The sequence below is a fragment of the Hydrogenophaga sp. SL48 genome (genome assembly GCF_021729865.1).
Classification (GTDB): Bacteria; Pseudomonadota; Gammaproteobacteria; order Burkholderiales; family Burkholderiaceae_C; genus Hydrogenophaga.
The window spans coordinates 4,458,144-4,471,200 of sequence record NZ_CP063400.1; the positions used below are offsets into that span (position 1 = coordinate 4,458,144).

Genomic DNA, 13,057 nt, shown 5'->3' on the forward strand with positions numbered 1-13,057 from the left:
AAGATCGCTCAGGCCGGGTTCCACACCAACAGCTGGATGGGCGTCGGGTTGTACGCATTGCACGGGTTGTTGAGCTGCGGGCAGTTGCTGATCAGCACCCACACGTCCATCTCGGCGCGCATCTCCACGTACTTGCCCGGGCCGGACACGCCGTCGTCGAACTTCAGGTCGCCGCTGTCGGTGACCGGCACGTTCATGAAGAAGTTGATGTTGGGCACCAGGTCTCGTTTGGTGAGGCCCATGTCGGCGCGCTGCAGGGCGATCAAATAGTTGTCGCGGCAGCTGTGCATGTACTTCTTCTGCAGCGCGTAGCGCACGGTGTTGCTCTCGGCCGCGCAGGCGCCCCCGAGGGTGTCGTGGCGGCCGCAGGTGTCGGCCACGATGGTGAGCATGGGCCGGCCGTCGTTGCTGCGGATGACGGAGCCGGTGGTCAGGTAGATGCCGCCCTGGTGGACCATGGTGTCGGTCGCGCTGTAGTGCTCGGCCAGGTCGTCGCGGTTGTAGAAGATCACGTCGGCGGCCTGGTTGCCTTCGAGGTCGACGATGCGCAGGGTCTGGCCCTTGTTGACCGCGAACAGGATGGGCTCGCCCGCGGGGTGGCGCTGGTTCAGCACGGCGTGAGCCGGGTCCAGCGTGCTCTCCAGGATGCGGATGTCGGTGGCGGTGTTCATCGTGGTGCTCCTCACAGGTACAACATGTCGCTGTTGTGCAGGGCGCGCGCGTTCTCGGGGCGGAAGGCGCGGCAGAAGTCTTGTGCCGGCGCAGCGCCGCAGCGCCAGGCCACGAGCCCCACCTTCTTCGGCGCGTAGACCGGCGAAGGGTCGAGCGCGTGCGGCGCGCTGGACACGGCGAGGATCACGTCCATGTCAAAACGCAGCTCCACAAAATCGCCCGCCTTCGCGTGGTCCGCCGCAAAGCCGAAGCGGCCCTGCGCATCCACGCTCACCTTGCTGAACAGGTTGACCGGCGCGATCAGGTCGCGCCGCGTCAAGCCGTATTTGCCGATCTCGATCAGCAGGCCGTCCTTGCCGGAGCGGTACATGGCGTTGCGCGCCTGCTCGTAGCGCTGCTCGCCGTACTTGGTGGCCATCAGTTCGTTGTCGAGCAGGGCGCCCAGCGGGTCGTGCCAACCCAGGCTGTCGGCGGTGACGCTGGCCATGCTGCGACCCATGTCGCTCATGAGCACATGGCCGCGGGTGTAGTGGGCCGTGTGCTGCGCCTTCAGGCTGTCGGGCATGTTGTAGCGCTCCAGCTTTTCCAGCGCGCTGTAGAGCACCAGGCTCAGGTTGGCGCCCGCGTCCAGCGCCACGAAGCGGATCGCGCTGCCGCGTGGCAAACGCCAGCTCCAGTGGCTGCCGCCGGGCACCACCTCGCTCCACATCAGTTGGTCGGTGTCCACGCCGGCCAGCGCGGGCGCGGGGAAACGTTGCCAGAAGGCGGGCGCGTCCACCGGCGCGGCCAGTGGTGGGTTGGACAAGACGGTGGTCAGCGGGTCGGGGATGTCGTTGAGGTTCATGGGTGTCTCCAGGGGTTCAGGCGGGCTCGCTCACCGCGCCGCTCAGGCGCTGCAGTTGTTCCAGGTCGGTCTTCATGCCGGACGTTTCGCGGATGCGTTCCAGGATGTCGCGCTTGAGGCGCACGAACTCCGGCGCGAACTTGAGGTCTTGCGTGCGCTGGTCGCCGAAGGGCACCTCGTAGATGGTGTCGATGCGCCCCGGGCGCGGCGCCATCAGCACCACGCGGCTGCCGAGGTAGAGCGCTTCCTCCACGTCGTGCGTCACGAAGACGATGGTGGCCTTCTCCAGCCGGTGCACATAGCGGATCAGGTCGTGCATCACCTCGCGCGTCTGCGCGTCCAGCGCGCCGAAGGGCTCGTCCATCAGCACGATGTCGGGCCGGCCCATGAGCGCACGCGCGATCGCGACGCGCTGCTGCATGCCGCCCGAAAGTTGGTTGGGCCAGGCGCCGGCCGAAGCCTGAAGACCCATCAGGCGCAGCAGCGCGTCGGCCCGGCCCGAGGCGGCTTCCACGTCACTGGAGCTGCGGTCTTGTGTGTGCGCGGCGAGCTGGCGGCAGAACTTGATGTTCTCCAGCACCGTCATCCAGGGGTAGAGGCTGTAGTGCTGGAACACCATGGCGCGGTCGATGCCCGGGCCGGTGACGGGCCGGTTGTCCACCAGCAGCTCGCCGCTGGTCTGCGTTTCGAGCCCGCCGATGGTGCGCAGCAGCGTGCTCTTGCCGCAGCCCGACGCGCCCACGAAGGTGACGAACTCGTTGGCGCCGATGTCCAGGTCCACGTTCTCCAGCGCGTTGGTGGGTGCGCCGTCGAAGTGCTTGTAGAGGCCGCGGATGGAGATTTTGGGGAGGGTGTGGCTCATGACAAGTCAGCCTTTCATTTCAGTGATCGATGGCAGAAGCGCGACGAGGGAGGTGCCTGCGTCCAGCCGCACCGCGGAACCGGCTTCGCCGGGCCGCAGGAGCGGTCCCCCTCCAAGCCGAAGGCGCCAGAGAGGGGGAAGACGCGAAGCGGCGCAGGGGGTGTTCATTTCAAGTACAGCCAGGGGAACGCGCGGCGGTGCAGCCAGCGGAACAGCTGGTCCGTCACCAGCCCGATGAGGCCGATGACGATGATTCCGGCGAAGATGGTGTCGGTCTGGAGGAAGCGCTGCGCGCGCAGGATCGCGTAGCCCAGGCCCGAGTTCGCGGCCACCAGCTCGGCGACCACCAGGTAGGTCCAGGCCCAGCCCATGGTGATGCGCAGCGTGTCGAGCAGCGCCGGCTTGGCGCTGGGCAGGATCACCTTTTCAATCAGCTCGCGGCGGTTCGCGCCCATGGTCTGCGCCGCCTCCACCTGCGCGGCCGGCACGCGGCGCACGTCTTCCGCCACCATCAGCACCATCTGGAAAAACGTGCCGATGAAGATGATGGAAATCTTCGAACCCTCGTCGATGCCCACCCACAGCATCACCAACGGAATGAAGGCCACCGCCGGCATGTAGCGGATCAGGTCGGTCAGCGGCTCCAGCAGCGCCTGCACCGAACGGAACGAACCGATCAGCAGCCCCAGCGGCAGCGCGATCACCGCCGAGATCACGAAGCCCGCGACCACGCGGTAGACGCTGATGCCCATGTCTTCCAGAAGGTTGTTCTCCAGCGCCCAGTCCCAGGTCTTGGACAGCACGGCCAGCGGCGACGGCATGAAGGTCGGGTCCATGCCACCCCAGGCGGCCAGCGCCGCCCACATCAGCAGCGGCGTGACCAGCCCCGCGACGGCCAGCACCCAGTAGGCGCGGCGTGAGATGGGCGCGCGCACCGTCCAGAAGCCGGTGCGGCGGCGCTTCTGTGTGGCGGGCGTTGGTGCGGCGGAGGGCGCGGGCGCTGACGCCGCTGCGGCCACCGGGGCGGGAGCCGGCGGCAATGCGGCGGCCGATCCGGCAAGGGACGGCGCGAAGGGAGGAAGCTGGGACATGCGGGGCTCCTGACCAGAGGGACAAACGGCGAGAGAGGCTCGTGCGCAAGCAGCGAAGCATCTCCCGGGCTTTTGTCCCTCCGTGGAGCCACACGATCGTGGCCGACTGCTCTCGGACCAGACGGCTCAGACTTCGTAAATGAAGTGGTCTGAGCCCGGAACCCTAGCGGTCTTCAAGGCAGCGAATCACTGTTCTGGTGCGTTCGCCTCTCTGTGTCTGGATTTAAGCAGGTTTGGTGCCAGGGCGTTTGCCAGCGCCAGCCCGCTGGCTGCGCCCACCAGCACGAACAGACGCGCATCCGGCCAGGAGGACATGCCGAAAAACAGGGCCAACAGGGCTCCCACACCGCTCCCGGTGAAACCCAGAATCAGAAACAGCCAGACGCGCTGGGACCGCGTTGAATGGGATTGGGATGTGTCTGGAAGCTCAGCCATCGTGCAGGTTCAGTACGACAGGTAGACCGCCCACTGGCCCAAGTAACCGAGGAAGTACAGCAGCACCAAACCCGTCAACAACCACATGCCTCGCCATCGTCGGGTGCGCCAGAGGTAGTAGGGCAGATAGGGAATGGCCCAGATGAACACCAGGAACTCGAACTCGAAAGGCTTCTCGATCCCAGGCTGCGCCTTGCTGTCCTCCACCACCCAGAGGACCAGCAAGACAAGAAAGATCACCGGCCAGGCAGCCACGATCTCGCTGGAAGGCTCCGCATCGCGCCAATAGGCCAGCACCTCGACGGTGGAGACAAGCAGCGATCCGATGACCAGGAACAGCAGGTAGAAGTTGGCGGGCTTGATGCGGGCAAAGATTTGCATGATCACGGTGGGGAGAGCATCTGGCGAATCACCCGCCATGCACCCTGTATAGAGGCGAGGCGCAACACCGCTCGGTCAACCGAGATGACCTTCTCGACGGTTTCATTGATGGGCGAGGACGCACAGAGAACCGATCGCTGAAAGACCCCATCTCAACGTCATCAGCGCTGGTGAAAGCGCCGCAGGCTGTCGCCCTTGAGCGGCCCGGTCTGAGGTCATCGCTCCATCCTTCGGAGAAAGAATGAGACGAGCAGCGCGATGAACAGGAAAAGGCCTCCAACTGCCGCAAGCCAGCCGCCATACGGAACAAATGCTCCGCTGGCTGCGAGCGCGTTAAAAGAAGACGTCCATGTTTTCGGGCTGCTTACGGTGTTTGCCAGAGACATGAACGCCAGAGCAAGGAAGACGACGCTGAGTCCACTGCACCAACTTCTCAGGCCGCGCAGCAAATCCATTCGGGCGTGCTGTTTGACAGGATCTTTTGTGGAAATAGACATGGATGCACCCCTCTTGAATTGAAACGTTAAATAGCTGGTTAGGTTTCACTTGGCGAGTGCGCGCATTGAATGGAAGCCAGCATTACCGATTGAATGCGGACCACACAAACCAGATGCAGAAGGCAACCCAAACGTTGCAGGCATAGGCCCGAAACCAAGCCCATAGAGCTACCTGAGTTGGCCATGGATGACTTGGCAAAGGGCGGCGAAATAAAAAAACTGGGAGAACCGCCGAGAAGTACATGAACATTAAAACAAACAGCGTCCTGCCAGGAGCTGGCCCCACCGATGGAAAGACGCGCTCAACTACGGCGGGCGTGAACGAGACAATCAAAAGTACTGCGATGAGCTTCTTGGCATGCCGCTTCCAGAATCCAGAAAAGCTAGCCGCGTAGTCTGTATACAGCGCTGGGGTTGGCATTCGTGAAACCCGATGGTTAAGACCAGCCCCGTGCTCATAGCACATCGGCTTGGGCCAAATTGTTATGTTTTTAATTCAGGAACGAATACAAAAATGGCTAAACCCACATAGGCAGCAACCGTAAATAGTGTAAATTTCAATCTCTTAGAGTGCTCGTGAGTTGGAATACATACACCCTTTAGGCCAATTATCGGCAAACACAGCAAGTACTCCAGCCAGTTTTTTGCAAACAAAAGCGTGGCCAAGATCGCCAAGTATGGACGAATAGGATCGCTTGGGTATGGAAAGTTGTAAGCCACACCACCCCCGATCAGCGCCAGCAAGACAAGCGCGCACCATTTCTGAAACTCTGTTCCCACAAACATGATTTGCCCCTATGAATTCAATCCCGTAGCGCACTCTGCTGAATGTTTGAACAGGTTTAACAGAAGCGACCAACCCGGCAGCCCGCAGTCTAGCGACGAGTCGCAGGTCTGAGCAGCGAACATTGCTGGCCTTCACGCCATAGCCGAATTCCCCTCGCATCGCATACCCTCGCTGCATTCCACCCCACCTGACACGCCCTCCCCCATGACCCCCTGGCAACTCCAGCAAATGATCAAAGCCTCTGGCTGGCCCCTGGCCGCGGAGCATCTCGCGCCCGGCGCCGATTTCAACGCGCGGCTGGAGGGCGGGCTGGTGCCGCTGCACTGGGCTTGTGCAGAGGGCAAGCCCGGGCTGGTGAAGCACATGATCGAACACGGGGCCAACGTGCTGGACGCAGCGGCCGACGGGCAGACGCCGCTGACGATGGCGGTGAAGTCCGGGAGCTTTCAGGTGGTGATGATGGTGATCGACCGGCTCAAGGCGCTGGCCGCGCCGCCGCCCGACGAGGCTTTGCGCCAGCGGCTGCACGACGCCTTCGGCCAGAGCCACACCGACGCGAAAAACCGCCTGCAGCAGACGCTGAAAGACTGGGACCGCATCGCGAGGAAGGCGGGCGGGCCGGCTTCCGCCCGCTGACCGCAGGCGCTCACACCCCGAGGTAGCGCCCCGGCCGGTGGTTGAGCGCGAGGATGGCGCCGATGGCGATGGCGCCCACCACCGATTGCGCCACCTGCATGGGCGGCAGCACCCAGAACGCCGCGAGCACGACCACCAGGTCCACACACATCTGCACCTTGCCGGCGCTGTAGCCTTTGGCCTGCTGCAGCCATTGCGCGAGGATGTTGACGCCGCCCACGCTGGCCTGGTGGCGCAGCAGGGCGAGCAGCCCGAAGCCGATCAGGAAACCGCCGAGCACCGAGGCGACCCAGGGGTTGAGCAGCTCGAAACGCACCACCTTGGGCGCCAGCGTGGTGCAGGCGGACACGAGCGCCACGGCGCCGAAGCTCTTGAAGGTGAACGCCGGGCCGAGCCGGTACCACGAGAGCACGAAAAACGGCAGGCTGAACAGGAAGAAGAACAGGCCGAAGGCGAGGCCGGTGGCGTAGCTGGCCAGAAAGGCCACGCCCGCCACACCGCCGGTGAGCAGCCCGGCGTGCCCGAACATGGTCATGCCCAGCGCGACGAAGAGCGAGCCGGCGATGAGCGCGTGGGTGTCGTCGAACCAGGAGTGGGCGTGCGGGGCGGGGGCGAGGGGGGTGGCGGGGTCCATGCGGGGGAGGCAAGCATGGGGCGTGCCGTGGCCTTCGCATCGCTTGCCGCGCGCCCAGGCACGACCAACAAACCAACATAGATGTTGCTTTTTCATGGCACATCAAACATCTATGACGTGTCTTCGATGAACGTCGCTCAGGCCCCTTTGGCGGAAGCGTCCAGCCCGTCCAGATACGCCCGAACCAGGTCCCGCAAGCGCTCCCGCCCGAAGCTCGGGTCGTGGCCCGCGTGGACCACGCTCACCGGCAACGCCAGCAGGCGCTCCATGGTGCGCGCGTAGGCCGCCCGGTCGGAGTGGTGCAGGTTGTCGAGCAGCGGGCCGTCGTAGATGGCATCGCCGGAAAACAGCGTGCCGCTCTTCGCTTCCCACAGGCCGATGCTGCCGGGCGAGTGGCCGGGCAGGTGCAAGACCTCGAAGTGGCGGTTGCCGAGGTCGATGATGTCGCCTTCTTCCAGCCGGCGCGTGACGGTGGCCTGCTGGATTTCCCAGGCCGAGAGGTCGTAGTTGGGCGTGGGCAGGGCGGTGAGCGCGGGGCCGCCGGTCTCGTAGCCGGGCACCTGGATGTTCACTTCGCTGAGGTCGAAGTCGGCCAGTGTGCCGTCGGGGTCGGCCCGCGTGAGCGCGTCGGCTTCGAGACGGTGGCACCAGCATTCGGCGAACTCGTGGTGGCCGCCCACGTGGTCGAGGTGCACGTGGGTGGCGAGCGCGGCGATGCGCTGGCCGAAGAGGTGGCGCGAGGCGGCGTGCAGGCTGCTCACGCCGAGGCCGGTGTCGACCATGAGGTCGAGCCCGCGCCCGCGGACGTGCCAGATGTTGCAGCGAAGCAGCGGGATGACGTGCGGCTCGGTGATGAGGGTGATGCCCTCGCCGAGGTCGCGGAAGCTGAACCAGTCGCCGGGGGCGGTGGGCAGCGGGGTGTTGGCCGGCATCACGTCGCCCGGCTCAGGCCACGGCACGGGCGCCGCGCGTGGCCGACGGCAGCTCGCCGAACAGGGCCTTGTAGTCACTCGCGAAGCGCGAGGGGTGCCAGAAGCCCCAGCGCGCCGCGACGTCGCCCACCGGCGCCGCCCGGTTCTGGCGCAGCTCGCTGCGCACCTGGTTGAGGCGCATGGCGCGCAGGTAGGTGACGGGGCTGATCTGCATCACCTCTTCGAAGGCGTACTGCAGCGCGCGCCGCGAGGTGCCGATGGCCTGGCAGAGGTCGGGCACGGCGATCACCTCTTGCGCGTGGGCCTGCATGTACTGGCGCGCGCGGGCGACGATGCGGCGCCGGCTGGCGGCCGAGGCGGGCAGCGCGCCCACCGGCCCGCCCGCGCGCAGGCAGGCGAGCAGGGCGTCGCAGAGCGAGAGCGCGAGCATGCGGCGCGAGGCGGGGTGCAGGTTGTCGCCGTCCGCGCCCTGTGCCAGGCCGAGCGCGGCCTGCAGCAGCCGGGCGTATTCGGCGCAGGCGGCGACCGAGGGGCTGAGGAGCAGGGGCACGGCGGGCAGTTCCGCGTCGGGGCCGTCGACCTGGGCCACCAGCGCGCGCAGGGTGGGCACGTCCACCGATAGCGCGAGGATCTGCGTGTCGGCGCCGGCCACGAGGTCGAACTCGCCTTGCGCGGCGACGCCGATGAGCTGTTCGCCCTGCAGGCGGTGGCCGCTGAACCAGCCGGGCGATGACGCGGCGCGCACGAGCGCGACGGCGACGCGGTCGGCGCTGACGCGGCCGGCCTGCATGACGGTCTGGTTGGCGCGCTCGGCAAACACCTGAACCGGGCCCACGCGCAGTTCGTCCACCTCGCCGTCGAAGCGCCCGGCCGAGAGCTGCTCGTAGCGCTGGTCCCAGTCGTGCAGGCTGGCGGCCTGCTCGCCGGCGTCGCGGGCGCGTTTGTGGGAGTGATCGAAGTTCATGCGCTCACCGATGCAAGTTGTGCGCCATTGTTGGGTCGGGCGCAAATTTGCCAAATACGGATAACCCCTCGGTGCCGGGCCACCGTACCGTCCGTGCCTTGTCCGAACCCGCTTCACGAGGAACACCGCCATGACCACCCGCTCCCTTCCCCTGGCACTGAGTGCCGTCGCCCTGGCCGCCGCCGCGCTGTGGGCGCCCCAGGCCCTGGCCCACGGCGGCAGCGCCAAGATGGTGCCGCTCAAAAAAGCCGCCAAAGACTTCAACGCCACGGTGCACTGGGACAGCTACGCCCGGCTGTTCACGATTGCGCGCAACAGCACCCTGGTGCGCGTGAAGCCGGGTGCGAAGACGGCGCAGGTCAACGGCGCGACGCTGCGGCTGGGCGTGCCGGTGGTGATGCGCCAGGGCCAGCCCTATGTGTCGAACGACTTCTTTCAGCAGGTGCTCCAGTCCGGTCTGGACAAGACCTTCGTGGTCGAGCGCAAGCCCAACCCGCTGAACCCGCTCACGGCGGCCGAGATCCAGGCCACGCTGGAGGTGCTGAAGGCCTCGGGCCAGTTCAAGCCCGGCCACCGCTTCACCGAGATCGTGCTCAAGGCGCCGCCGAAAGACCAGGTGTGGGCGCACGCGCTGGAGGGCAAGCCGGTGCAGGCGCCGCGCCAGGCGGCGTTCGTCATCCTCGACGGCCGAAAGCTGATCGAAGGCACGGTGGACCTGGCCACAAAGAAGCTCACGCAGTGGCAGTCGGTGGAGGGCGCACACGGCATGGTGCTGATCGACGATTTCGCCGGAGTGCAGGCGGCCATCGAGGGCAGCCCGGAGTACGCGAAGGCGCTGGCGCTGCGCGGCATCAACGACGTGAAGAAGGTGGTGGCCACGCCGCTGACCGTGGGCTACTTCGACGGCAAGGACGGGCTGAAACAGGAAGAGCGCCTGCTCAAGGTGGTGAGCTACCTCGACGTGGGCGACAACAACTACTGGGCGCACCCGATCGAGAACCTGGTGGCCGTGGTGGACCTGGAGCAGAAGAAGGTCATCAAGATCGAGGACGCGGGCGTGATCCCCGTGCCCATGAAGCCCACGCCCTACGACGGCAGCGCCGGCCCGCGCAGCCTGCCGCACAAGCCGCTGCACATCACCGAGCCCGAAGGCAAGAACTACACCATCAGCGGCAACACGCTGAACTGGCGCAACTGGGACTTCCACATCGGCCTGAACTCGCGCACCGGGCTTTCGCTCTCGACCGTGACCTACAACGACAAGGGCACCAAGCGCAAGGTGATGTACGAGGGCACGCTGGGCGGCATGATCGTGCCCTACGGCGACCCCGACGTGGGCTGGTACTTCAAGGCCTACCTGGATTCGGGCGAATACGGCATGGGCACGCTCACCTCGCCCATCGAGCCGGGCAAGGACGCACCGATGAACGCGGTGTACCTGGACGCGACCATCGCCGACTCCAGCGGCGCGCCGATGGTGATCCCCAACGCGATCGCGGTGTTCGAGCGCTACGCCGGCCCCGAGTACAAGCACCAGGAAATGGGCAAGCCCAACATCAGCGCCGAGCGCCGCGAGCTGGTGGTGCGCTGGATCAGCACCGTGGGCAACTACGACTACATGTTTGACTGGGTGTTCGCCGAAAACGGCACCATCGGCATCAACGCGGGCGCCACCGGCATCGAGGCGGTCAAGGGCGTGAAGGCGCGCACCATGAGCGACGCGAGCGCCGCCGCCGACACGACATACGGCACGCTGATCGACCACAACATCGTGGGCACCACGCACCAGCACATCTACAACTTCCGCCTCGACCTGGACGTGGACGGCGAGGCCAACTCGCTGACCGAGATGGACCCGGTGGTGCTGCCCAACACGGCCGGCGGCCCGCGCACCAGCACCATGCAGACGACGATGCGCACGGTGGCCACCGAAAAGCAGGCGGCTCAGAAATTCGACCCGGCCACGATCCGGCTGCTGAGCAACGGGAGCAAGACCAACAAGGTGGGCAACCCGGTGTCGTACCAGCTGATCCCCTACGCGGGCGGCACGCACCCGGTGGCCAAGGGCGCCAACTTCGGCAAGGACGAGTGGATCTACAACCGCCTGAACTTCATGGACAAGCAGATCTGGGTCACGCGCTACCAGGTGGGTGAACAGTTCCCCGAGGGCCGTTTCCCCAACCGCTCCAGCAAGGACACGGGCCTGGGCCAGTTCAGCGCCGACGACCAACCCATCGTGAACACCGACAACGTGGTCTGGCTGACCACGGGCACCACGCACGTGGCGCGCGCCGAAGAGTGGCCGATCATGCCGACCGAGTGGGTCAACGTGCTGCTCAAGCCCTGGAACTTCTTCAACGAGACGCCGACGCTGGGCCTGGTGCAGCCGGCCAAGTCCGCGAAGTAAACCGCCTTTCGCAGAAACCACCCGACAGGCCCTTCACGGGCCTGTCGGCGTTGGTGGGCGCGCTGCAGCATTTGGACACCTTTGGACACCGTGCGTTGACACCGCCCCCCTACATTGCGCTCCACACAAGAAGGAGTGTTCACATGGACAAGTCAATGATGAAGGGCATCGCCGTCGGCGGATTGGCCATGGTCGTGCTCGGCGCCAGCGGCGTCACCGGTTACCAGGCGCTGACGAAACCGAAGTTCGCCGACGTGGTCGCGGTGAAGGCCGTGCGCGACACCGTGGTGACGCCCCAGGAGCGCTGCGGCTACGTGCAGACGCAGCGGCAGGCGCCCGTGAAAGACCAGCAACGCATCGCCGGCACGGTGATCGGTGGTGTGGCGGGTGGCCTGCTGGGCAGCCAGATCGGCGGCGGCAACGGCAAGAAGGTGGCCACCGTGGCCGGGGCGGTGGCCGGGGGCTACGCGGGTAACCAGGTGCAAAAAAACCTGCAGGAGAAAGACGTGGTCACGACCAGCGAGCGCCGCTGCAGGACCGTGAACCTCAAGTCGCAGAAGCTGGTGGGCTACGACGTGACCTACCGGCTCGATGGGCGGGACGGCACGGTGCGCACGTCCTTCAAACCCGGCAACACGCTGCCGGTGAAGGACGGCCAGGTGGTGACCACGCCACCGACCGATCTGCGCTCGTGAGCCCGGGCGGTCAGTGCCCGCCGCTGTGCCGGTGCCGGCGCAGCGTGTGCGAAGGGCACTCGCCGAACAGGGCCTGGTAGTCGCCCGCGAAGTGGCCGAAGTGCCAGAAACCGAACTCGGTGGCGGCGTCGGTGACGGAGGCCGCGCTTTTGAGGCGGCGGCGCACGGCGTTGAGCCGCAGCGTCGTGAGCCAGGCCAGCGGGCCCATGCCCCAGCAGACCTGAAACGCGCTCTGCAGCGTGCGCCGGCTCACGCCCAGCACCTCGCACAGCTCGCCCACCGAGGGCGGGTCGCCCAGCCGGCTGGCCACGTATTCGGTGGCGCGCACCACGAGCGCGCTCTGCCCGCTGGTGGCGCGCGCGTGGCGCTCGGCGGTGGCGGCCTCGCGCGGCGCCATGGCGAGCGCGATGCGGTCGAGCAGCTGGGTGCGCACCTGTTTGCGCAGCGGCGCGTGGCCCTCGCCCTGGCTCTCGGCCACCGGGCCGGCGCTCTGGAACAGGTCCACCAGAAAGCCGCGCAGCTCGCCGAGCACGGCGGGGTCGGCGTGGTGCAGGCCGGCGGTGGCGTGTTCGCCCGCCGCCGGGGCCACGTGGGCCTCGTACAGCGGGCGGTCCATCTCGATGCCGATCATCACGTGGCGCTGCGGTGAGCGGAACTCGAAGCCGCTGCCGCCCGAGAACACGTGCAGCGTGTCGCTGCTGGCGGCGAGACCGCAGAAGCGCGCGTCGCCCTCCACCGCGAGCGGCACGCCGATGGCAAACACGTCGGGCCTCACCCAGCCGGTCTGGTGCACCGACTGGTGCAGGTCTTCGATGAACAGGCCCACGCCGTCGAGCTGCAGGCGCTGCACGGTGCCATCGAAGCGGCCGCGCGAGAGCTGCAGGTAACGCTGGTGCCAGCCGGTGAGCGCGGCGGCCTGTTCGTCGATGTCGCCGTAGCGCGAGTGGGTGACACCGCCCAGCGCCGCCCCAGGCCGCGGCGCGCGCTGCACTGGAATGGGGGGCATGGCCGGGGTCATGGGCTCGAAAAGCAATCGCTGTGCCACAGGGTTGCGGTGGCCCGCATGCTGGAACTCCGCGGCGGCCGCGTCAATGGCCGGCGGTCGGTTCGCGCGGCGGGGGCGCTTGCCAAAACGGGATAGCACGGGGGTTGGATCGGTGCTGGAATGCGCCCGTACCCACCGGCCAACCCGGGCCGTTCGTGGGCCAACCCTCAGGAGA

At 66.5% G+C, this 13,057-nt stretch carries 15 protein-coding genes and 1 riboswitch; of the genes, 3 read left to right on the plus strand and 12 right to left on the minus strand.

Going from position 1 to position 13,057, the window contains the following annotated elements; translation table 11 throughout:
- Nucleotides 1-8: 8 nt before the first annotated feature.
- The 8 genes from IM738_RS21085 to IM738_RS21120 form a co-directional block, all read right to left on the minus strand.
- Nucleotides 9-671 (minus strand): urea amidolyase associated protein UAAP2, encoded by a 663-nt coding sequence (locus IM738_RS21085; protein WP_236962985.1) that lies wholly within the window; start codon nt 669-671, stop codon nt 9-11.
- Nucleotides 672-682: 11 nt separating this feature from the next.
- Nucleotides 683-1,381, minus strand: a complete 699-nt coding sequence (locus IM738_RS21090) for an urea amidolyase associated protein UAAP1 (protein WP_442908529.1) — start codon at nt 1,379-1,381, stop codon at nt 683-685.
- A gap of 151 nt (nt 1,382-1,532) precedes the next feature.
- A complete protein-coding gene (locus tag IM738_RS21095; protein WP_236962987.1) occupies nt 1,533-2,378 on the minus strand; it encodes an ABC transporter ATP-binding protein in 846 nt (281 codons plus the stop codon).
- Between the two features lie 164 nt (nt 2,379-2,542).
- Nucleotides 2,543-3,469: an ABC transporter permease gene (locus tag IM738_RS21100; RefSeq protein ID WP_236962988.1), complete on the minus strand. Its 927-nt coding sequence runs from the start codon at nt 3,467-3,469 to the stop codon at nt 2,543-2,545.
- Nucleotides 3,470-3,528: 59 nt separating this feature from the next.
- Nucleotides 3,529-3,647, minus strand: a riboswitch (guanidine-I (ykkC/yxkD leader).
- An 8-nt stretch (nt 3,648-3,655) separates the two neighbouring features.
- On the minus strand, nt 3,656-3,802 hold the full coding sequence (locus IM738_RS21105; protein ID WP_236962989.1) for a hypothetical protein: 147 nt from the start codon (nt 3,800-3,802) through the stop codon (nt 3,656-3,658).
- Between the two features lie 111 nt (nt 3,803-3,913).
- Nucleotides 3,914-4,285 (minus strand): hypothetical protein, encoded by a 372-nt coding sequence (locus tag IM738_RS21110; RefSeq protein WP_236962990.1) that lies wholly within the window; start codon nt 4,283-4,285, stop codon nt 3,914-3,916.
- A gap of 215 nt (nt 4,286-4,500) precedes the next feature.
- The gene (locus IM738_RS21115; protein WP_236962991.1) at nt 4,501-4,782 is read right to left on the minus strand and encodes a hypothetical protein; all 282 of its coding nucleotides are present in this window, start codon (nt 4,780-4,782) and stop codon (nt 4,501-4,503) included.
- Between the two features lie 483 nt (nt 4,783-5,265).
- Nucleotides 5,266-5,568 carry a hypothetical protein gene (locus tag IM738_RS21120; RefSeq protein ID WP_236962992.1) on the minus strand — a complete coding sequence of 101 codons (303 nt, stop codon included), beginning with the start codon at nt 5,566-5,568 and terminating at the stop codon, nt 5,266-5,268.
- 229 nt (nt 5,569-5,797) lie between these two features.
- Here IM738_RS21120 and IM738_RS21125 point away from each other — a divergent pair, with 229 nt between their 5' ends.
- Nucleotides 5,798-6,205, plus strand: coding sequence for an ankyrin repeat domain-containing protein (locus tag IM738_RS21125; protein WP_236962993.1), 408 nt, complete (start codon nt 5,798-5,800; stop codon nt 6,203-6,205).
- A gap of 10 nt (nt 6,206-6,215) precedes the next feature.
- Here IM738_RS21125 and IM738_RS21130 read toward each other — a convergent pair whose 3' ends face one another.
- From IM738_RS21130 to IM738_RS21140, 3 genes are all read right to left on the minus strand, one after another.
- Nucleotides 6,216-6,839: a YitT family protein gene (locus IM738_RS21130; RefSeq protein ID WP_236962994.1), complete on the minus strand. Its 624-nt coding sequence runs from the start codon at nt 6,837-6,839 to the stop codon at nt 6,216-6,218.
- Nucleotides 6,840-6,976: 137 nt separating this feature from the next.
- Nucleotides 6,977-7,771 carry an MBL fold metallo-hydrolase gene (locus IM738_RS21135; protein WP_236962995.1) on the minus strand — a complete coding sequence of 265 codons (795 nt, stop codon included), beginning with the start codon at nt 7,769-7,771 and terminating at the stop codon, nt 6,977-6,979.
- Nucleotides 7,772-7,784: 13 nt separating this feature from the next.
- Nucleotides 7,785-8,735, minus strand: a complete 951-nt coding sequence (locus IM738_RS21140; protein WP_236962996.1) for a helix-turn-helix domain-containing protein — start codon at nt 8,733-8,735, stop codon at nt 7,785-7,787.
- 130 nt (nt 8,736-8,865) lie between these two features.
- Here IM738_RS21140 and tynA point away from each other — a divergent pair, with 130 nt between their 5' ends.
- Together tynA and IM738_RS21150 are read left to right on the plus strand one after the other, a co-directional pair.
- Complete coding sequence (tynA, locus tag IM738_RS21145) at nt 8,866-11,142, plus strand: primary-amine oxidase (RefSeq protein WP_236962997.1); 2,277 nt, start codon at nt 8,866-8,868, stop codon at nt 11,140-11,142.
- A gap of 143 nt (nt 11,143-11,285) precedes the next feature.
- The gene (locus tag IM738_RS21150; RefSeq protein ID WP_236962998.1) at nt 11,286-11,837 is read left to right on the plus strand and encodes a glycine zipper 2TM domain-containing protein; all 552 of its coding nucleotides are present in this window, start codon (nt 11,286-11,288) and stop codon (nt 11,835-11,837) included.
- Nucleotides 11,838-11,847: 10 nt separating this feature from the next.
- Here the strand turns inward: IM738_RS21150 and IM738_RS21155 are convergent, their stop codons facing one another.
- Nucleotides 11,848-12,843, minus strand: a complete 996-nt coding sequence (locus IM738_RS21155; RefSeq protein WP_236962999.1) for a helix-turn-helix domain-containing protein — start codon at nt 12,841-12,843, stop codon at nt 11,848-11,850.
- Nucleotides 12,844-13,057: the final 214 nt, after the last annotated feature.

Bases quoted from the DNA above. Each gene is read 5' to 3' on its own strand.
- IM738_RS21085 (WP_236962985.1), bottom strand. From the start codon at position 671: ATGAACACCGCCACCGACATCCGCATCCTGGAGAGCACGCTGGACCCG.
- IM738_RS21090 (WP_442908529.1), bottom strand. From the start codon at position 1,381: ATGTGGAGCGAGGTGGTGCCCGGCGGCAGCCACTGGAGCTGGCGTTTG.
- IM738_RS21095 (WP_236962987.1), bottom strand. From the start codon at position 2,378: ATGAGCCACACCCTCCCCAAAATCTCCATCCGCGGCCTCTACAAGCAC.
- IM738_RS21100 (WP_236962988.1), bottom strand. From the start codon at position 3,469: ATGTCCCAGCTTCCTCCCTTCGCGCCGTCCCTTGCCGGATCGGCCGCC.
- IM738_RS21110 (WP_236962990.1), bottom strand. From the start codon at position 4,285: ATGCAAATCTTTGCCCGCATCAAGCCCGCCAACTTCTACCTGCTGTTC.
- IM738_RS21115 (WP_236962991.1), bottom strand. From the start codon at position 4,782: ATGTCTATTTCCACAAAAGATCCTGTCAAACAGCACGCCCGAATGGAT.
- IM738_RS21120 (WP_236962992.1), bottom strand. From the start codon at position 5,568: ATGTTTGTGGGAACAGAGTTTCAGAAATGGTGCGCGCTTGTCTTGCTG.
- IM738_RS21125 (WP_236962993.1), top strand. From the start codon at position 5,798: ATGATCAAAGCCTCTGGCTGGCCCCTGGCCGCGGAGCATCTCGCGCCC.
- IM738_RS21130 (WP_236962994.1), bottom strand. From the start codon at position 6,839: ATGGACCCCGCCACCCCCCTCGCCCCCGCCCCGCACGCCCACTCCTGG.
- IM738_RS21135 (WP_236962995.1), bottom strand. From the start codon at position 7,771: ATGCCGGCCAACACCCCGCTGCCCACCGCCCCCGGCGACTGGTTCAGC.
- IM738_RS21140 (WP_236962996.1), bottom strand. From the start codon at position 8,735: ATGAACTTCGATCACTCCCACAAACGCGCCCGCGACGCCGGCGAGCAG.
- tynA (WP_236962997.1), top strand. From the start codon at position 8,866: ATGACCACCCGCTCCCTTCCCCTGGCACTGAGTGCCGTCGCCCTGGCC.
- IM738_RS21150 (WP_236962998.1), top strand. From the start codon at position 11,286: ATGGACAAGTCAATGATGAAGGGCATCGCCGTCGGCGGATTGGCCATG.
- IM738_RS21155 (WP_236962999.1), bottom strand. From the start codon at position 12,843: ATGCCCCCCATTCCAGTGCAGCGCGCGCCGCGGCCTGGGGCGGCGCTG.